Source organism: Microbacterium sp. CnD16-F, assembly GCF_024124465.1.
Classification (GTDB): Bacteria; Actinomycetota; Actinomycetes; order Actinomycetales; family Microbacteriaceae; genus Microbacterium; species Microbacterium gawkjiense.
Genome location: NZ_JAMXSA010000054.1, coordinates 1 through 18,076 on the forward strand (window position 1 = coordinate 1; position 18,076 = coordinate 18,076).

An 18,076-nucleotide genomic window follows, 5' to 3' on the forward strand; every position below is an offset into this window, starting at 1 on the left:
GGATGCCGACGCGCCCGTCCCGGTCCACACCCCGCCGCCCACGCGGCTCGCCGCCGAGCCGACGCGGGCGCCGCGCCCGGGCGGCATCGAGCGGGTCGGCGAGGCGGCGGTCCGACAACTGCTCGGCGCCCGGTTCATCCGCGAGGAGCCGTACACGCCGCCGACGAGGTTCAACTGACCCATGTACGACGGCATCGTCCAAGACCTGATCGACGAGTTCGGCCGCCTTCCCGGCATCGGCCCGAAGTCGGCGCAGCGCATCGCCTTCCACATCCTGCAGACGCCGTCCTTCGACGTCTCCCGGCTCGCGCAGCTGCTGTCCGAGCTGCGTGAGCGGGTGCGGTTCTGCGAGATCTGCGGCAACGTGTCGGAGCAGACGCAGTGCTCCATCTGCCGTGACCCCCGTCGCGACCGCACCTTCATCTGCGTCGTCGAAGACGCGAAGGACGTCTCGGCGATCGAGCGCACCCGCGAGTTCCGGGGGCTGTACCACGTGCTCGGCGGCTCGATCAGCCCCATGGCGGGTATCGGTCCCGACGACCTCCGCATCGCGCAGCTCATGCAGCGCCTCGCCGACGGCACCGTCACCGAGGTGATCCTCGCGACCAACCCGAACCTCGAGGGCGAGGCGACCGCGACCTACCTGAGCCGCCTGCTCCACACCCTCGAGATCCGGGTGACCCGGCTCGCGTCGGGACTCCCGGTCGGCGGAGACCTCGAGTACGCCGACGAGGTCACCCTCGGGCGTGCCTTCGAAGGCCGCCGCGCGGTCTAGTCAGTCGGTGGGCGCGAACAGCTCCGGCTCCTGGGCGAGCGTGCGCTCGATGGCCGCGAGGATGTCCTCGTCCTCGATGCGGTACTCGCCGTTCACACGCTCCTCGGCCTCGCCCCACGCCTCTTCGTCGCCGATCCCCGCCGTCTCGTCGTACTCGGACGCTGCTCGGTCCACGGACTCGGCGGTCGCTTCGAGTCCGAGGGTGCGGTAGCCGTCGGCGATCGCGTTCAGGGGGAACTCGTCATCGGTCGAGTGCACCTCGATCGCGTACCAGAATCCGCCGTTCTGGACCATTCCGTGGAAGGTGAGGACCCGTCGGGCGGCGAGGTCGCCCGCCAGCGTCGCGGCGGCGTCGAAATCGACGGCCCGGTTCCAGATCGCGTCACTCGCAGAGCTCATGCGGAGAGCCTAGGGGAGAGCTCAGGACCGCTCGCGCGCGCGGGCGCGGATGACGGTGCCGAGCGTCGCGCGCAGCGGCTGACCGACGTAGATGCCGAGCGACGCGCCGACGGCCAGCGCGATCCCGACGGTCGCCGCCGAGGCGAGGGTCGTGAAGCCCATGAGCAGCGTCACGGTGCTCTGCCCGGACTCGACGACGCCGAGGAGGCCGCGGAACACGGCCGCGCCGGGCACCATCGGCAGGATCGCCGCCGTCGTGATCGCCACCGACGGCACGTGCAGCTTGTAGGCGGCGAGGATGCCGATGAGGCTTCCCACGAACGCGCCCACACCGCTGGCGGCCGCGGTTTCGAAGCCGAGGGCGGATGCCGCGGTGTAGCCCGCCCAGGCGACGACGCTCAGGGCCACGCTGACCGCGACGACCCGGAGCCCGGCGCCGTTGTAGATCGTGACCGAGACGGCGATGAGCGCGGCGCCCGCGAACTGCAGGGGGATCGGCCCGAACGGCAGCGGGTCGTTCGGGGCGTCCATCCCCGCCCCGACGACGCGCGCCGTCTCGAGTCCCGCGAGGATGCCCAGGACGACACCCAGGGTCTGGGTCGTGAGTTCGAGGATGCGGCCGGTCGCCGTGAGCGCGAAGCCGTCGATCGCGTCCTGCGCGGCGCCCACGACGGTGAGCCCCGCGAGCATGAGCACGATGCCGGAGGCGACGATGACCGACGGTCGGATGTCCTGCGCCGCCATCCATCCCGTCGCCTCGAGGCGCGGGGCGACGGCGGCGATGAGGGTCAGGACGAAGGCGCCGGCGACCTGGCTGAAGAAGAACGGGACGTGCGCGCGGCCGAGGAGGAACTGCGTGATCGCCGCCCCCGCCGCCGCGATGAAGGAGAGCAGGATGACCAGCCAGTTCGCGCCGAACATGAGGGCGACGCCGACGGCGAGCAGCGCCTGCGCCCCGACGATGACCGGCGGGTGATAGGCGAAGGGGGTGCGGCGCACGATCCGGAACTCGGCGCGCGCGGACTCCAGCGGCATCCCGTTCCGGATCGCCGCGACGAGGGCCTGCAGCCGCTGCAAACGGGCGTGGTCGGGGGCCTGGCTCCGCACGACGCGCATGAGCGTGATCGGACGGTCGGCGCCGCTGCGGTGATGCGCGACGGTGATCGAGTTGTAGCTGACGTCGACGTGCACGGGGTCGAGGCCGTACACCCCGGCGACCCGGACGATCGTGAGCGTCACCTCGCTCGCGGGGGCGCCCGAGGCGAGCATGGACTCGCCGATACGGATGGCCAGATCGAGCACCCCGACCGCGAACGCGTCGTCGATGACGGGCAGCATCTCGGTGTGCGGAGCCGAGCTCTCGGGAGTGCGGACGAGGGCCTGCAGCGACGTGAAGAGCTGGCGTCGTCCCATGGGATCCAGCCTAAATGAGCCCTCCCGGCGGTCCGCCCGCGTCACATGGCTGTCGCGGTACGGGCCGCTCCGTAGGATGGACGGCGGGCGTGAGTCTCCGCCCGCCGGCTGCGCCGGCATCCACCCGGGAGTATCCGACCATGGCCCTGATCGTCCAGAAGTACGGCGGTTCGTCCGTCGCCGACGCCGAGAGCATCCGTCGCGTCGCGAAGCGCATCGTCGACGCCCGCCGCGCCGGTCACGACGTCGTCGTCGCCGTGAGCGCGATGGGTGACACGACCGACGAGCTGCTCGACCTCGCCTCGCAGGTCTCACCGCTGCCCGCTCCGCGCGAGCTCGACATGCTGCTCTCCAGCGGTGAGCGCATCTCGATGGCGCTGCTCGCGATGGCGATCAACTCCATGGGCTTCGAGGCGCGCTCGTTCACGGGCAGCCAGGCCGGCATGATCACCGACAGCTCGCACGGCGCCGCCCGCATCGTCGACGTCACCCCCGTCCGGGTCCGTGAGGCGCTCGACGAGGGCGCGATCGTCATCGTCGCCGGCTTCCAGGGGTTCAGCCGCGACACCCGCGACATCACGACGCTCGGCCGCGGCGGCTCCGACACCACCGCCGTCGCGCTGGCCGCCGCCCTGAACGCCGACGTCTGCGAGATCTACAGCGACGTCGACGGCATCTTCACCGCCGACCCGCGCGTCGTGCCGAAGGCCCGCAAGCTTGCGACGGTCCAATCCGAGGAGATGCTCGAGCTCGCCGCCAACGGCGCGAAGGTGCTCTACATCCGCGCCGTCGAGTTCGCCCGCCGTCACGGCGTCATGATCCACGCCCGCTCGACCTTCAGCTCGGGTGTCGGCACGTACGTTCTCGGTCCGGGGATGACCGCCCCCGACCACGAAGAGGGAGAAGAGATGGAAGAGCCCATCGTCACCGGTGTCGCCACCGACCTCAGCCAGGCCAAGATCACCGTCGTCGGCGTGCCCGACGTCCCCGGCAAGGCCGCCGAGATCTTCAAGATCGTCGCGAAGTCCGGCGCGAACGTCGACATGATCGTCCAGAACGTGTCGGCCGCCGCCACCGGGCGCACCGACATCTCGTTCACCCTGCCCAAGGCAGAGGCGTCGACGGCTCTGCGCGCCCTGTCGGTCGAGCAGGGCTCGGTCGGCTTCGACAAGCTCGTCCACGACGACCAGATCGGCAAGCTGTCGGTCGTCGGCGCCGGCATGCGCACCCACTCGGGCGTCTCGGCGACCCTGTTCGAGGCGCTGTCGACGACGGGCGTCAACATCGAGATGATCTCGACCTCCGAGATCCGCATCTCGGTCGTCGTCCGCGGTGACGACCTCGCCGAGGCGGCGCGTGTCGTGCACACCGCGTACGGTCTCGACGGCGACACCGAGGCCGTCGTCCACGCCGGCACCGGCCGCTGACGACGACCCCGCCGGGCTTCATCCCTGCGCGGCGAGCCAGTCGTCGAAGGTCGGCCCGGCGAGCCTCGCCCCCGCGGCCGGCAGGTTCAGCCCGGCGCGCATGCCGCGCATCTGCGCCCCCGGGATGCCGACGGGGATGACGGGGGTCCGCGAGCCGTCCCGACGCACCCACGCCCGGATCATGCGCTCGAGGCGTTCCTCGCGGGGCCCCGCGAGGTCCGCCGCACGTCCCTGCGGTCCCGAGACGGCGAGGGCGACCAGTCGCGCCGCGACCTCGGCGGCCGCGACCGGCTGCACGCGGGCGCGCGGAGCCAGCTGCAGCGGCCCCAGTCGTGCCTGCGACGCCACCTGCCCGGCGAACTCGTGGAACTGCGTCGCCCGCAGGATCGTCCAGGGCACCGTGCCGTGTTCGAACAGCTCCTCCTGCACGACCTTGCCGGCGTAGTAGCCGTTCGGGTTGCGGTCGATCCCGACGATCGACAGCAGCACCGCGTGCGCCACACCAGCCGCCCGGGCCGCCGCGAGGAGCGTCCCGGAGGCGGCGCGGAAGAACTCCGTCGACGTCGCCGCCCGGGTGGTCCCGACGCTGGCCGCGTCGATCAGGGCCCCGACGCCCACCAGCGCGCGATCGGTCGCCGCGCGGTCGCGCAGATCGACCCCCGCCGCCCGCGAGAGGACGACGGGCTCGTGCCCCGCTGCGCGCACCCGCTCCACCACGAGTCGTCCGACGGTGCCCGTTCCGCCTGCCACTGCGATCTTCATCTCTCCCCTTCCGAAGGTGTGTCACTGTGGTGACGACGCAGCCTCCGTGAATGTGAGGCCGGGGACGGAGATCGCGATGACGGATGCCGCGACGCGACCGGATGCCGCGGCCGGCGAGGCCGACGCGCACCGCCGCATCCTCGTCGCCGCGGCCCATCGCATGCTCGGGACGCTCGCCGAGGCCGAGGACGCCGTGCAGGAGGCGTACGTCCGCTGGGTGCGCCTTAACGACACCGAGCGGGCGGAGATCGCGAACCCCGCGGGCTGGCTCATGCGGGTGACGGGTCGGATCTGCCTCGACGTGCTCGGCTCGGCGCGGGCGCGCCATGAGATCTACGTGGGGGAGTGGCTCCCCGAGCCGGTCCCCGCCGAGTCCGCCGGCGGCGACCCCGCCGATGCCGCCGCCGGAGCGGAGAGCGTCTCGACGGCGCTCCTGCTCGTCCTCGAGACCCTCACCCCGGCCGAGCGCGTGGCGTTCGTGCTGCACGAGGTGTTCACGGTGCGGTTCGGGGAAATCGCCGAGGTGCTGGGGCGTTCGCCCGCCGCGTGCCGACAGCTGGCGGCATCCGCTCGTCGTCACGTCGGCCGCCGCCCGGGGGCCACCGTCCCGCGCAGCCGGCACGACGAGGTCGTGGCCGCGTTCGCCGCCGCGAGTGCGACGGGGCGGCTCGACGCCCTCGTCCGCGTGCTCGCGCCCGACGTCGTCCTCGTCTCGGACGGCGGCGGGGTCGTCTCCGCGGCCAGGCGGCCGGTGCGCGGTGCCGACCACGTCGCGCGGTTCCTGCTCGGGCTGGCTCAGAAGCAGCCCGCGGCGGTGTACGAGCCGGCGGTCACCGGCGACGGCCTCGGTTTCGTGATACGCCTGGGCGGCGCCGTCGCCGCGGTCGTGACGTTCGCGACCGACGGCCAGCGGATCACGGACGTCTGGATGATGCGCCACCCCGGCAAGCTGCGCGCCTGGGTGTGACGCCCGGGCGACACATGCGTATCACGGCACCCGCGGCGCCGGTAGAATCGCCGGAACCCGCTCTCCTGCGCCCTGTCGCGACGCCTCGTCGCGCGGCGCCGCACCCCCGAGGAACCGCACCATGACCGTCTTCTCCGATTCGGGATTCTCCGTCGCCGTCGTCGGCGCCACCGGCCAGGTCGGGACGGTGATGCGCGACATCCTCGTCGAGCGCGCGTTCCCGATCCGTGAGCTCCGCCTGTTCGCGACGGCCCGCTCGGCCGGCTCGACGATCGAGGTCGACGGCCGCGAGATCGTCGTCGAGGACGTCACGACGGCCGACCCCGCCGGCATCCAGATCGCGCTGTTCTCGGCCGGCGCGACGGGCTCGCGCGCCCACGCGCCGCGGTTCGCCGAGGCGGGCGCCGTCGTCATCGACAACTCGAGCGCCTGGCGGATGGACCCCGAGGTCCCGCTCGTCGTCAGCGAGGTCAACCCGCACGCGATCGAGGATCTGCCCAAAGGCATCATCGCCAACCCGAACTGCACGACCATGGCCGCCATGCCCGTGCTCAAGCCCCTGCACGTCGAAGCCGGGCTCGTCCGCCTGACCGTCAGCACCTACCAGGCGGTGTCGGGCTCGGGTCTGGCGGGGGCCGAGGAACTGCTCGGCCAGGTGGAGTCGGTGGTCGGCCAGGGCGGCGCGATCGGTCTCGTCCACGACGGCGCCGCCGTCGAGTTCCCGGCGCCGCAGAAGTACGTCGCCCCCATCGCGTTCAACGTCATCCCCTTCGCCGGCAACCTCGTCGACGACGGCGAGGGCGAGACCGACGAGGAGAAGAAGCTCCGCAACGAGAGCCGCAAGATCCTCGAGCTTCCCGACCTCCGCGTCGCCGGGACCTGCGTCCGCGTCCCCGTCTTCACGGGCCACTCGCTGTCGATCCACGCCGAGTTCGCGCGCGACATCACGCCCGCCCGTGCGCGAGAGGTCCTCGCCGACGCCGCGGGGGTCGCCCTCGCCGACGTGCCGACCCCCCTCGCCGCCGCCGGCGCCGACCCGAGCCTCGTCGGCCGCATCCGGGCCGACCAGTCCGCGCCCGAGGGTAAGGGCCTCCTCCTGTTCATCAGCAACGACAACCTCCGCAAGGGGGCCGCTCTGAATGCGGTCCAGATCGCCGAGCTCGTCGCCGCGAACCTGACCGCCCGCGTCTGAGGGCGGATGCCGGGTGCCCCCGTCCCCGCGCGGCGGCACCCGGCATCCGTGTTTCACCTGGGGAAAGAAGCGTGTTTCCTGCACCGCCGGGGGCGCCCCGACGGAGATCGCCGGTGGTCGGGCAACGTAGACTGGATGACCGTGACTGACAATCCCGGAGCAGACGATCACGCCGTTGAGGACGCCGCCGCGAGCAGCCCCGCAGCAGTGAGTCCGACGGAGGTGTACGACGCCCTGCTGATCGGCGGCGGCATCATGAGCGCCACGCTCGGCACCCTGCTGCAGCAGCTCGAGCCGGACTGGAAGATCGGCGTGTTCGAGCGTCTCTCCGAGGTCGCGCAGGAGTCCTCCAACGCGTGGAACAACGCGGGTACGGGCCACGCGGCCCTCTGCGAGCTGAACTACACGCCCGAAGGACCCGACGGCACGATCGACCCGGCGAAGGCGATCGGGATCAACGAGCAGTTCCAGCAGTCCCGGCAGCTGTGGAGCGCCCTCGTCGAGCGCGGTGTGCTCGACGAGCCGTCGACGTTCATCAACGCGACGCCGCACATGACCTTCGTCCGCGGCGAGAAGGATGTCGCGTTCCTCAAGAAGCGCTACGAGGTGCTCAAGAAACAGCCGCTGTTCGCCGGCATCGAGTACTCCGAGGACTCCCGCGTCATCAACCAGTGGGCCCCGCTGCTCATGCAGCAGCGCCGCAAGGGTGAGCCCTTCGCGGCCACGCGTGTCCCGGCGGGCACCGACGTCGACTTCGGTTCCCTCACCCGTCAGCTGTTCGAGCATCTCGCCGCGCAGGGCGTCGACGTCGAGACCAACCGCGAGGTGCGCGACCTGAAGCGTCAGAAGGACGGCACGTGGGAGGTCACCTACCGCCGCACCGTCGGGCGCACTCCCGGCAAGGTGCGGGCGCGGTTCGTCTTCGTGGGCGCCGGCGGCTGGGCCATCAAGCTCCTGCAGCGCTCCGGCATCCCCGAGATCTCGGGCTACGGGGTCTTCCCGATCGGCGGCCAGTGGCTGAAGACCTCGAAACCCGAGCTCGTCGCGCAGCACAAGGCGAAGGTGTACTCGCAGGCATCGGTGGGTGCCCCGCCCATGTCGGTGCCGCACCTCGACACCCGCGTCGTCGACGGCGAGGCGTCGCTGCTGTTCGGCCCGTTCGCGACCTTCAGCCCGAAGTTCCTCAAGAACGGGCGGATGACCGACATCATCGCCCAGGTGCGCCCCGGCAACATCCTCCCGATGCTCAAGGTCGCGATCGACAACCCCGGTCTCATCAAGTACCTCGTCAGCGAGCTCCTCAAGGGTCACGCGAAGAAGGTCGACTCGCTCCGCGACTTCATGCCCAGCGCTCGCGATGAGGACTGGCAGCTCCTGCAGGCCGGTCAGCGCGCGCAGGTCATGAAGAAGGACCCGAAGAAGGGCGGCGTGCTGCAGTTCGGCACCGAGGTCGTCAGCTCCGCCGACGGCTCCATCGCAGGACTGCTGGGCGCTTCGCCGGGCGCCTCCACGGCCGCGTCGATCATGCTGGGTCTGCTGAAGACCTGCTTCGCCGACCGCCTGCCGGCGTGGGAGCCGACCCTCAAGGAGCTCATCCCCACGTACGGTCGGACGCTCAACGACGCACCGGAGACGGCGCGCGAGATCCTGCGGACGACCGCGGCTGCCCTCAAGATCAACGCCTGAGACGCATCCGTGGCGAAGCTCTACTTCCGCTACGGCGCGATGAACTCGGGCAAGTCGACGGCGCTGCTGCAGGCCGCCTTCAACTACGAGGAGCGCGGGCAGCACGTGCTGCTGGCCAAGCCCGAGATCGACACCAAGGGCGCTGACCAGATCTCCAGCCGGCTGGGCGTCGAGCGCAAGGTCGACTTCCTCATCGGGCCGGACGACGACGCCCGCGCGCTGTTCGCGGAGCATCGCCGGCGGGTGCAGCTCGAGGCCGAGGCGGCGCTCGTCCCCGACACGCGCACCGACGTCGCGTGCCTGCTGATCGACGAGGCCCAGTTCCTCGTGCCCGATCAGATCGACGACCTGCTGCGGATCGCGGTGAACGACGGCATCCCCGTCCTCGCCTACGGCATCCGCACCGACTTCCAGACGCGGGCATTCCCGGGCTCGGCGCGACTCATGGAACTCGCCCACAGCCTGGAAGAGCTGAAGACCATCTGCCGCTGCGGCAGCAAGGCGCTGTTCAACGCGCGCCTCGTGGGCGGGCGGTTCGTCTTCGACGGTGACCAGGTCGCGATCGACGAGCTCTCACCCGACCGCGTCACGTACGAGTCGATGTGCGCCCGGTGCTACCTGCGCGAGTCGGGCGGCAGGCTGCGCTGAGGCGGCTCAGCGGGCCGGCAGGGTCGGGATCAGCTCGTCGAGGTAGGCGGCAGTGTCCTCCCAGCCCTCGACGGCGTGGCAGGTCACGCCCATCGCGAGGACGGGGTAGTCGTTGCCGTGCTCGTCGAGGCGGTCGCCCACGAACAGCATGTCGTCGAGGGGGATGCCGGTCTGCTCGGCCAGCTTGCGCATGCCGTAGGCCTTGTCGATGCCCCGGTGCGTGATGTCGACCGAGGTGGACCCGCCGGAGCGGACCTCGAGGTCCGGGATGCGGGCGGCCACCGCGTCGCGCAGTGCGTTCTTCTTCTCGCCCGTCGGATCCCACGCGGTCTTGGCATCGAGGGGCGCCGACTGGCCGAGGGCCGAGAACGTGATCTGGGAGCCGCGGTCCTCGAGGATGGGGCCCCACGTCTCACTCTCCCAGAGGCCGAGGCGCCTGGCCTCCTCCTCGACCGCAGCGAGGGCGCGCGACTTCTCGTCGTCGGTGAGGGAGAGGGCGTAGACCGTCTCGATGCCGTCCGCGGTGAGGCGGTAGTACTGCGTGCCGCACGTGGGCATCAGGTGGATGTGCGCCAGCAGGCCGGCATCCGCTTCGGGCAGGCGCTCGACGACCTGCGAGCGGAACTGCTGCAGCTGGCCACCCGAGATGATCGCGACCTCGACGCGCTCCGCGAGGCTCAGCAGCTGCTCGCCGATCCGCGGATCGATGGCGCTCTTGGAGGGTGCGAGCGTGTCGTCGAGGTCGAAGGCCACGAGGCGGGGAGAGGTCATGGGACTCCGTTCGGTGGGAGGTGCGATGGCCCCTCCGAGGAGGGATGCGAAAGGCCCCGCCGGAATCCGGCGGAGCCTCTCTGCGGTCGGGGTGACAGGATTTGAACCTGCGGCCTCGTCGTCCCGAACGACGCGCGCTACCAAGCTGCGCCACACCCCGTGGCAACCCTCCAAGCTTACCCTGCCGACCGCCCCTCGGGCGAATCGTCGGCGCGTCGGGCGCGGAGGACGAGGACGGATGCCTCGGGTCGGCACGCGAAACGCACGGGTGCGTAGATCGAGTGGCCGAGGCCGGCGCTGACGTTCAGCGGCACCGTGCGTCCGTCGTGCGTCCACGAGCTGAGCCCGCGCGCCTTCTCAAGCGGGATGTCGCAGTTCGACACGAGCGCCTTCTTCGAGAAGGGGATGCGGACCTGGCCGCCGTGCGTGTGCCCGCCGATGAGGAGGTCGGCACCGGCATCCGTGAACGCGTCCAGCACCCGTCGGTAGGGAGCGTGCGTGACCCCCAGGCGGACGTCTGCGCCGGCGCCGAGGGCACGGAGCGCGTCGATGGAGGCGTCGAGGTCGTCGAAGTCGCGGTGCGCGTCGTCGACCCCGAAGCCGTCGATGCGGACACCGCCGACGCGGATGCTCGCGGCGGTGTTGTCGATGAGCGTCTCGCCGAGGCCCGTCAGGTAGTCGTCGAGGGCGTCGGTGTCGAGCGACGGAGTGAAGGACTCGTGGTTCTGCGGTCCAGACGGGCCGAAGAGGTATTTGAGCGGGTTGCGGGCGCTGGGGGCGACCTTGTCGTTCGACCCGTGCACGAAGAACCCGGGTACGCCGCGGAGGGGCGCGAACGCCGCCCGGATGCCGCGCAGACCGTCGACGTGCCCCAGGTTGTCGCCCGTGTTCACGACGAGGTCGGGTTGGATGCGGTCGGCGATGTCGGCGATCCAGCGCTGCTTTCGGTGCTGCCACGGCGCCATGTGGGCGTCGGACAGGTGGAGGACGGTGACCGAGGGGCTCCCCGGCGGCAGGACGGTCAGCTCATGACGCCGGAGCGTGAAGAGGTACCGCTCGATCCCGACGCCCCAGACGCCGGCGGCGACGCCGACCGCCCCCACCGCGCCGAGCGCGGTGAGGGCGGTGTGACCGGCGGGCCTCACGGACCGTTGCCGTTGCCGGGACCGTTGCCGCGGCCGTTGCCGCCGCCCCCGTCGCCGCCGCCGTCACGGTCGCCGTCACCGTTGCCGTCGCAGTCGGAGGACTGGTACTCAATGGTGATCGTGGTGTCGCGGCTCACGGTCTCGCCGGCGGCGGGATCGGTGCCGGTGACAACGCCCTTTGCGGGCGCCCCGTCGTCGTCCTCGCACGTCTGCGCGACGTTACGGAAGCCGGCGTCGGAGAGGGCGCGCGCTGCCTGCTCCGGGGTGCCGCTCACGCCCGGGACCACGACGCCTTCGCCGTCACTCGGGTTGATGGTGACCGTCGTGCCCGAGACGACGCGGCCCGCGCCGGGCGTCTGCGACACGATCGTGCCCTCGGCCTCGGGCGAGGACACGGGCTCGCCGACGACGACGCTGAAGCCGGCGTCCTCGATCCGGTCGGTCGCGGCGTCGACGTCGAGGCCGATGACGCTCGGCAGCCGCGCGTAGCTGCGCTTGGTGAGCTCCGCGGAGGGCTCGGGGAACTTCGAGCCACCGAACTCCTCGTTCGCGGCGCGCTGCATGGCGGGCCAGATCGAGTTGCGGATGCGGGAGAGGCGGTAGCCGCTCTCGTAGTGGTTCTCGAGGCGCTCCTGGCCCTTGACGTTGCCGACCCAGACCGCGGTGGTGACCTCGGTGCTCGAGCCGATCATCCAGGTGTGGAGGAACTGGTGGATGCCGGTCTTGCCGAAGATCGGAACACCGTCGAACGTGCGCGCACCGCTACCGGTTCCGCTCCCGGTCATCACGCTCTGCAGGACGTAGGCCGCAGTTGCCGCGACGTCCTCGCTGAGCTTGCGCTCGCACTTCGTGTCGGGGATCGGCTGCTCCTCGCCGTCCGCGTCGACGACGCGGTCGATGGCCTTCGCGGCGCAGAGCGTGCCGTTCGAGGCGATCGCGGCGTACGCGTTCGCCATGTCGATGGGCGCGACATCCTGCGAGCCGAGGACGTCGTAGGGGTTGTTGTTCTGGTCGAGCGGCTGGCCGTTGCCGAGCGTCACGCCCAGGTCGCCGGCCACCTTGTTCGTCGTGCAGACCGGGATCTTCTCCGCCATGGTCAGGAAGCCGGAGTTCAGCGAGTCCTTCGTGAAGCGGGCGACGGTGCCGGTGTAGCCCCGGTTGCCCTCGAAGTTGCCGATGCGGGGCTGGCCGTCGGGTCCGGTGCCCTCACCGGTGTAGACGGTCTGTGTCGCACCGTCGCACGTCTGCACCGTCTTGGTGCCGACGCGTCCGTTGAGCATCTCGTTGACCGAGTGACCCTGCTGCATCCAGTTGATGAGGCTGAACACCTTGTACGTCGATCCGGCCGAGTGACCCCCGCCGCCGTTGCGCGCGGGGACGTTGTAGTTGACCTGGGTGGTCGTCTTGTCATCGGCCTGATCCGCCCACGGGCGGTTCTGCACCATCGACAGCACACGACCCGTCCCCACCTCGACCTGGACGCCGGAGGCCCCGAGGTCCATGTAGTCGACGTGGGAGGGGACGACGGAGATCGCCTCGTTGGCGGCGTCCTGAAGGGACACGTCGAGCGTGGTGTAGACGCTCAGGCCGCCGCGGCGGAGAGCCGCGATGCGGTCGTTCGGTTCCTCGCCGAATGCGGGGTCGCTGCGGATGATCGACGTCACGTAGGCGCAGAAGAACTCGGCGCCCTTCGCCTCCGAGCAGCCCTGCGGGCGCGAGGTGATCTTCGGCTCGAGGGGGGCGGCCACGGCTTCGTCGTGCTCCGCTTGCGTGATCTTCTTGTCCTCGAGCAGGCGGTTCAGGACGTAGACCTGACGCGCCTTGCTGAGCTTGTAACCGTCACCGGCGCCGTTGACAGGAGTGCCGTCGCTGGTCGTCGTCGAGCCGTCGGGCCGGTCGATGCGCAGCGTGTTGGGCTCCTGCACCATGCCGGCGATCACTGCCGCCTGACCGATGGTCAGCTTGTCGGGCGTGGTGTCGAAGTAGTGCCGCGCGGCCGCGCCGATGCCATAGACAGTCCCGCCGAAGTGCGCGATGTTCAGGTAGCCGAGGAGGATGTCGTCCTTCGAGTACTCCTTCTCCAGCTGGATGGCGTAGCGCATCTCCTGGATCTTGCGCTGGTAGCCCTCCGTGCCCCGGTTCGCGGTCGACTCCTTGAAGCAGGCCTGAACCTCCTCCGTGCTGACGGCCTTGGCCTCGCAGGTCTGCTGCAGGACGTTCTTGACGTACTGCTGGGTGATCGAGGATCCACCGCGGTTCGAGCCGGAGCTCGCGTTGCGGGCGAGGGCGCTCAGCGTGCCGAGAAGGTCGATGCCGCCGTGCGTGTAGAAGTTCTTGTCCTCACTCGAGAGGATCGCGTCGTACATCACCGGGTTCACCTGGTCGAAGGTGACCGGGATGCGGTTCTGATCGTAGAACTCGGTGAGCTTGACGTCCTTGCCCTCGTCGTCCTTCGCGTAGATCGTCGTCGGCAGCATGAGCTTCTCGATCTTGAGGTAGCTCGGCATGTTCTCGAACATCTTGATCGCGCTCGTCGCGGCGTAGCCGGAGACGGCGATCGCGGGAGTGATGGTCGCCGTGACGAGGAGAGCGGCCACAGTGCTCAGACCGATGAGGCCCAACAGGCCTCCGAGCACACCGGTGGCCGTGCGTTTCGAGTGGGGCATAGGCTGATCGTAAGGGAGATAGCTGGGTGACGCCTCGGTGACGCTCCCGTCGTCGCGCCCGTCAGGGCCGCCCCGCCTCGACCTCCGGGAGCACCGCATGACCACGTGGGAGTACATGACCACGCCCCTGCTCATCCACAACACCGCCGCGATCCTCAACAACTGGGGCAAGCAGGGGTGGGAGCTCGTGCAGGTGGTGACCGGCCCCGAGGGTGGCCTCGTCGGCTACTTCAAGCGCCCCTCGGGCGGCGACGGCTCCGCCAACGCCGGACTGGATGCCGCGGCTCAGGCCGCCCGGCAGTTCGGGCAGGGCTGATGTCGATCTCCGCGCGACTGGCCGAGCTGGGCATCGAGCTCGGCTCGGTCGTCCCGCCGCTGGCCGCGTACATCCCGGCCAAGGTGCACGGCGACCTCGTCTACACGGCGGGGCAGCTCCCCATGGTCGACGGCGCGCTCCCGGCCACCGGGAAGGTGGGCGAGGGTGAGGGCCTCGTCTCCGCGGACGACGCCGCCGCGCTCGCGCGCCAGTGCGCGCTCAACGCCATCGCCGCCGCCGCGGCCGCTGTGGGCGGTGTCGACCGGCTGACCGGCGTCTTGAAGGTGACGGGATTCGTGGCATCCGTCCCCGAGTTCACCGGCCAGCCCGTCGTGATCAACGGCGCGAGCAGCGTGCTGGGCGAGATCTTCGGCGACGCCGGCCGTCACGCGCGCTCCGCCGTCGGTGTGCCCGTGCTGCCGCTGGACAGCCCGGTCGAAGTCGAGGTCGTGTTCTCGCACGCCTGATCGACCGGGCCGCCGGCCGCGCTACTTCTTCGTGACCTGCCCCTTGATCGTCGACATGACCATCGTGTCGGCGAGGGTCGTGGTGTCACCCACCTCGCGCCCTTCCGCCACGTCGCGCAGCAGGCGGCGCATGATCTTGCCGCTGCGGGTCTTGGGGAGTTCCGTGACGATGTAGACGTCGCGCGGCCTCGCGATGGGGCCGATCTGCTCGCCGACCCACACGCGCAGCGTGTCGACGAGGCCCTCGAGCGGATTCGCCTTGATGTACGACTCCTTGATGACGCAGAACGCCACCACCGCCTGGCCGGTCGTCTCATCGGACGCGCCGACAACTGCGGCCTCGGCGACTGCCTCGTTGCCGACGAGGGCCGATTCGATCTCGGTCGTCGACAACCGATGTCCCGAGACGTTCATGACGTCGTCGACGCGGCCGAGGAACCAGACGTCCCCGTCTTCGTCGAGGCGAGCCCCGTCGCCGGCGAAGTAGTAGCCGAGGTCGGCGAACTTGTCCCAGTAGGTCTCCTTGAACCGCTCGGGGTCGCCCCAGATGCCGCGCAGCATGCTCGGCCACGGCTCGGTGAGGACGAGGAGGCCGCCGTTGCCGTTGCCGACGACGTCGCCCTTCTCGTCGACGACGTCGAGGCTGATGCCCGGGAGGGGCACCTGCGCGCTGCCCGGCTTCGTCTCGGTGACGCCGGGGAGCGCCGACACCATGATCGCGCCCGTCTCGGTCTGCCACCATGTGTCGACGATCGGCGCCGTGTCGCCGCCGATGACGTGGCGGTACCACATCCACGCCTCGGGGTTGATGGGCTCGCCCACGCTGCCGAGCAGGCGCAGCGAGGACAGGTCGTGCTGCTCGGGGATGCTGCGGCCGAGCTTCATGAACGACCGGATCGCCGTCGGGGCCGTGTAGAGGATCGTCACGCCGTACTTCGCGACGATCTCCCACCAGCGGCCCGGATGCGGGGTGTCGGGCGTCCCCTCGTAGATCACCTGCGTCGCGCCGTTGGCGAGCGGACCGTAGGTGACGTAGGTGTGTCCCGTGATCCAGCCGATGTCGGCCGTGCACCAATAGACGTCGGTCTCGGCGTGCAGGTCGTGCACGACCTTGTTCGTGAAGGCGGCCTGCGTCAGGTAGCCGCCGCTCGTGTGCAGGATGCCCTTCGGCTTTCCGGTCGTCCCCGACGTGTAGAGGATGAAGAGCGGGTTCTCGGCCGGGAACGGCTGCGCGACGTGATCAGCGGATGCCGCGGGCACGAGGTCGTGCCACCAGAGGTCGCGCCCGTCCTGCCAGCTGACTTCGGTGTCGGTGCGCTTGACGACGAGGACGTGCTCGACCGTCTCCTGCGGACCGTGCCCGCGGTCGGCGAGGGCCTGGTCGACGGCGGGCTTGAGGGGCGAGGCCTTGCCCTTGCGGTAGCCGCCGTCGCTCGTGATGACGAGCTTGGCGCCGGCGTCGTCGATGCGCGAGCGCAGGCTGTCGGCCGAGAAGCCGCCGAAGACGACGGAGTGGATCGCGCCGATGCGCGCGACGGCCAGCATCGAGGCGACGGCCTCGGGGATCATCGGCAGGTAGATGGCGACGCGGTCGCCGGCCTCGACCCCGAGGTCGGTCAGGACGTTCGCGAGGCGCTTGACCTCGTCGGTCAGCTCCGCGTAGGTCACCCGGCGCTCGTCGCCGGGCTCGCCCTCCCAGAGCAGGGCGACGCGGTCGCCGAGGCCCGCCTCGACATGCCGGTCGAGGCAGTTGTAGGCGACGTTCAGTTCGCCGTCCTCGAACCAGGTGGCGAACGGCGGGTTCGACCAGTCCAAGGTCTTCGTGAACGGGGTGTCCCAGTGGAGGGCACGCGCCTGCTCGGCCCAGAAGGCCTCGCGATCCTGCGCGGCGGCCTCGTACAGGTCGGCGTGGGCGTTGGCCTGGGCCGCGAACTCCGCGGACGGCGCGAAGCGGCGGGTCTCGGTGAGGAGGTGGTCGATCTGGCTGCTCATGCGGCGCTCCTTTGCGTCGGGCCGTCGTGGCCTCGTCCTGCGATGCGGTCACTCTAGGATCGCTCGTCGTCGTCTACTACCGCCGATAGTGGGTGCGTGGCAACCATCGAGTGTCTGTGAACGTGCACTCCGCCGATGAGCGTAAGATCGTTAACGCCCGAACATCGATTCGGCTTCGCGGCCCCGCTGATCCCCCCTGAAGCGCGGTCGCGTGGGCGGCACCCTTCCCCCCAAATGGGTGCCGCCCTTCTCCTTTTCCCGGGCGGGGTGCGCCGATTCCTTCACACCTCGAGTGCGGACGCGGTCCTCCACCGCTGCCCGACGGCCGCCGCGGCGCCCCCGTCGCCGCGCCTAGCGTCTCGGGCATGCCGCATCCGTTCATCGTCGCTCCGCGGGGCCGCACGGCGTCCGCCGAGCCGCGCCCGGTGCCGCCGCATCCCGTCGTCGCACCGCTGCGGCGCTACCTCGCCGACCCCGAGGTGACCGACGTCTTCGTCAACGGCACGCAGGGGTTGTACGTGGACCGGGGTGGGGGAACGGAACGGATCCCGGACTGGCGCCTCGACGAGGAGGCCGTCCGCGAGCTCGCCGTCGGGTTGATCGCGCTGGGAGGGCGGCACCTCGACGACGCGACACCGTGTGCCGACGTGCGGTGGGAGCACGGGGTGCGGGTGCACGCGGTCCTGCCGCCCATCGCCTGCACGGGCGCGACGATCTCGATCCGTCTGCCCAGGACGGGTATGGCCGACCTCGACGAGCTGGGCCGGCGCGGCACCTTCGACGCCGCGACCGGCGCACGCCTCGAGCGGCTCGTCGACGAGCGGGCGAACATCCTCGTGACGGGGGCCACCGGCGCCGGTAAGACGACGCTGCTCGCAGCGCTCCTCGGGCGGGTCCCGGTCTCGGAACGGATCGTCACGATCGAGGACGTCGCGGAGCTGCGTATCGCCCACCCGCACCACGTCCGCCTCGAGGCGCGGCAGGCGAACCTCGAGGGCGTCGGGGCGATCTCGCTCGGGCGCCTGCTGCGCGAGGCGCTGCGGATGCGGCCGGATCGTCTCGTGGTGGGGGAGTGCCGCGGTGAGGAGGTCCGCGAACTGCTGACCGCGCTCAACACGGGACACGACGGCGGCGCGGGCACCGTCCACGCGAGCGGGATCGCCGACGTGCCCGCGCGCCTCGAAGCGCTCGGCGCCCTCGCCGGCATGGACGACCGGGCGCTCGCGCGGCAGACCGCCAGCGCGATCGGCGCGGTCGTGCACATCGAGCGGGGTCGTGACGGAGTGCGGCGCGTGACCGGGATCGCGCGTCCCGTCGTGCGCGGCGACCGGCTCGGCGTGGAGGACCTCCCGTGAGGCGCCGGAGGAGAGCGGATGCCGCGGCGGCACCCGACGCGGCAGCGGTCGCCGCCGTCGTCCAGCGTCTCGCGGTCCTGCTGCAGGCCGGCATC

General features: G+C 70.8%; 16 protein-coding genes and 1 tRNA gene. 9 read left to right on the forward strand and 8 right to left on the reverse strand.

Annotated features, from left to right (window positions below; all coding sequences use genetic code 11):
• Positions 1-181: 181 nt before the first annotated feature.
• Positions 182-775 carry a recombination mediator RecR gene (recR, locus tag NH287_RS12525; protein ID WP_064003041.1) on the forward strand — a complete coding sequence of 198 codons (594 nt, stop codon included), beginning with the start codon at positions 182-184 and terminating at the stop codon, positions 773-775.
• On the opposite strand, the gene NH287_RS12530 is transcribed toward recR, so the two are convergent.
• Both NH287_RS12530 and NH287_RS12535 read right to left on the reverse strand, forming a co-directional pair.
• Positions 776-1,174: a hypothetical protein gene (locus tag NH287_RS12530; protein ID WP_253035892.1), complete on the reverse strand. Its 399-nt coding sequence runs from the start codon at positions 1,172-1,174 to the stop codon at positions 776-778.
• 21 nt (positions 1,175-1,195) lie between these two features.
• Complete coding sequence (locus NH287_RS12535; protein ID WP_253035893.1) at positions 1,196-2,587, reverse strand: threonine/serine exporter ThrE family protein; 1,392 nt, start codon at positions 2,585-2,587, stop codon at positions 1,196-1,198.
• A 140-nt stretch (positions 2,588-2,727) separates the two neighbouring features.
• On the opposite strand from NH287_RS12535, the gene NH287_RS12540 reads away from it, so the two are divergent.
• A complete protein-coding gene (locus NH287_RS12540) occupies positions 2,728-4,014 on the forward strand; it encodes an aspartate kinase (RefSeq protein WP_064003044.1) in 1,287 nt (428 codons plus the stop codon).
• An 18-nt stretch (positions 4,015-4,032) separates the two neighbouring features.
• Here the strand turns inward: NH287_RS12540 and NH287_RS12545 are convergent, their stop codons facing one another.
• A complete protein-coding gene (locus NH287_RS12545) occupies positions 4,033-4,776 on the reverse strand; it encodes an SDR family oxidoreductase (protein ID WP_253035894.1) in 744 nt (247 codons plus the stop codon).
• Positions 4,777-4,828: 52 nt separating this feature from the next.
• Between NH287_RS12545 and sigJ the strand changes: the two genes are divergently transcribed.
• The 4 genes from sigJ (at position 4,829) to NH287_RS12565 (ending at position 9,269) form a co-directional block, all read left to right on the forward strand.
• A complete protein-coding gene (gene sigJ, locus NH287_RS12550) occupies positions 4,829-5,743 on the forward strand; it encodes an RNA polymerase sigma factor SigJ (RefSeq protein WP_253035895.1) in 915 nt (304 codons plus the stop codon).
• 121 nt (positions 5,744-5,864) lie between these two features.
• Entirely contained in the window at positions 5,865-6,935 is a 1,071-nt protein-coding gene (locus tag NH287_RS12555) for an aspartate-semialdehyde dehydrogenase (RefSeq protein WP_253035896.1), read from the forward strand.
• Positions 6,936-7,070: 135 nt separating this feature from the next.
• A complete protein-coding gene (locus NH287_RS12560; protein WP_253035897.1) occupies positions 7,071-8,621 on the forward strand; it encodes a malate:quinone oxidoreductase in 1,551 nt (516 codons plus the stop codon).
• Positions 8,622-8,630: 9 nt separating this feature from the next.
• Complete coding sequence (locus NH287_RS12565; protein WP_217530888.1) at positions 8,631-9,269, forward strand: thymidine kinase; 639 nt, start codon at positions 8,631-8,633, stop codon at positions 9,267-9,269.
• A gap of 6 nt (positions 9,270-9,275) precedes the next feature.
• Here NH287_RS12565 and NH287_RS12570 read toward each other — a convergent pair whose 3' ends face one another.
• The 4 genes from NH287_RS12570 to NH287_RS12585 all read right to left on the reverse strand — a co-directional run bounded on the left by NH287_RS12570 (position 9,276) and on the right by NH287_RS12585 (position 13,851).
• Positions 9,276-10,040: an HAD-IIB family hydrolase gene (locus NH287_RS12570; RefSeq protein ID WP_253035898.1), complete on the reverse strand. Its 765-nt coding sequence runs from the start codon at positions 10,038-10,040 to the stop codon at positions 9,276-9,278.
• A gap of 86 nt (positions 10,041-10,126) precedes the next feature.
• Positions 10,127-10,200, reverse strand: a tRNA-Pro gene (locus NH287_RS12575).
• Between the two features lie 16 nt (positions 10,201-10,216).
• Positions 10,217-11,185 carry a metallophosphoesterase gene (locus NH287_RS12580; protein WP_253035899.1) on the reverse strand — a complete coding sequence of 323 codons (969 nt, stop codon included), beginning with the start codon at positions 11,183-11,185 and terminating at the stop codon, positions 10,217-10,219.
• Positions 11,182-13,851 carry a transglycosylase domain-containing protein gene (locus NH287_RS12585; protein ID WP_253035900.1) on the reverse strand — a complete coding sequence of 890 codons (2,670 nt, stop codon included), beginning with the start codon at positions 13,849-13,851 and terminating at the stop codon, positions 11,182-11,184. The genes NH287_RS12580 and NH287_RS12585 overlap by 4 nt, the downstream gene beginning before the upstream one ends.
• Before the next feature lie 97 nt (positions 13,852-13,948).
• On the opposite strand from NH287_RS12585, the gene NH287_RS12590 reads away from it, so the two are divergent.
• Positions 13,949-14,167: a DUF4177 domain-containing protein gene (locus NH287_RS12590; protein WP_064003053.1), complete on the forward strand. Its 219-nt coding sequence runs from the start codon at positions 13,949-13,951 to the stop codon at positions 14,165-14,167.
• Positions 14,167-14,634 carry a RidA family protein gene (locus tag NH287_RS12595; RefSeq protein WP_253035901.1) on the forward strand — a complete coding sequence of 156 codons (468 nt, stop codon included), beginning with the start codon at positions 14,167-14,169 and terminating at the stop codon, positions 14,632-14,634. The genes NH287_RS12590 and NH287_RS12595 overlap by 1 nt, the downstream gene beginning before the upstream one ends.
• Before the next feature lie 21 nt (positions 14,635-14,655).
• Here the strand turns inward: NH287_RS12595 and acs are convergent, their stop codons facing one another.
• Positions 14,656-16,626 carry an acetate--CoA ligase gene (gene acs / locus NH287_RS12600; RefSeq protein WP_253035902.1) on the reverse strand — a complete coding sequence of 657 codons (1,971 nt, stop codon included), beginning with the start codon at positions 16,624-16,626 and terminating at the stop codon, positions 14,656-14,658.
• Positions 16,627-16,991: 365 nt separating this feature from the next.
• On the opposite strand from acs, the gene NH287_RS12605 reads away from it, so the two are divergent.
• Positions 16,992-17,981 carry a TadA family conjugal transfer-associated ATPase gene (locus tag NH287_RS12605; protein WP_253035903.1) on the forward strand — a complete coding sequence of 330 codons (990 nt, stop codon included), beginning with the start codon at positions 16,992-16,994 and terminating at the stop codon, positions 17,979-17,981.
• Positions 17,982-18,076 lie beyond the last annotated feature (95 nt).

Coding starts and splice junctions, on each gene's coding strand:
- NH287_RS12530 (WP_253035892.1), bottom strand. CDS start 1,174: ATGAGCTCTGCGAGTGACGCGATCTGGAACCGGGCCGTCGATTTCGAC.
- NH287_RS12555 (WP_253035896.1), top strand. CDS start 5,865: ATGACCGTCTTCTCCGATTCGGGATTCTCCGTCGCCGTCGTCGGCGCC.
- NH287_RS12560 (WP_253035897.1), top strand. CDS start 7,071: ATGACCGTGACTGACAATCCCGGAGCAGACGATCACGCCGTTGAGGAC.
- NH287_RS12535 (WP_253035893.1), bottom strand. CDS start 2,587: ATGGGACGACGCCAGCTCTTCACGTCGCTGCAGGCCCTCGTCCGCACT.
- NH287_RS12590 (WP_064003053.1), top strand. CDS start 13,949: ATGACCACGTGGGAGTACATGACCACGCCCCTGCTCATCCACAACACC.
- recR (WP_064003041.1), top strand. CDS start 182: ATGTACGACGGCATCGTCCAAGACCTGATCGACGAGTTCGGCCGCCTT.
- NH287_RS12570 (WP_253035898.1), bottom strand. CDS start 10,040: ATGACCTCTCCCCGCCTCGTGGCCTTCGACCTCGACGACACGCTCGCA.
- NH287_RS12595 (WP_253035901.1), top strand. CDS start 14,167: ATGTCGATCTCCGCGCGACTGGCCGAGCTGGGCATCGAGCTCGGCTCG.
- NH287_RS12545 (WP_253035894.1), bottom strand. CDS start 4,776: ATGAAGATCGCAGTGGCAGGCGGAACGGGCACCGTCGGACGACTCGTG.
- NH287_RS12540 (WP_064003044.1), top strand. CDS start 2,728: ATGGCCCTGATCGTCCAGAAGTACGGCGGTTCGTCCGTCGCCGACGCC.
- acs (WP_253035902.1), bottom strand. CDS start 16,626: ATGAGCAGCCAGATCGACCACCTCCTCACCGAGACCCGCCGCTTCGCG.
- NH287_RS12605 (WP_253035903.1), top strand. CDS start 16,992: ATGCCGCATCCGTTCATCGTCGCTCCGCGGGGCCGCACGGCGTCCGCC.
- NH287_RS12585 (WP_253035900.1), bottom strand. CDS start 13,851: ATGCCCCACTCGAAACGCACGGCCACCGGTGTGCTCGGAGGCCTGTTG.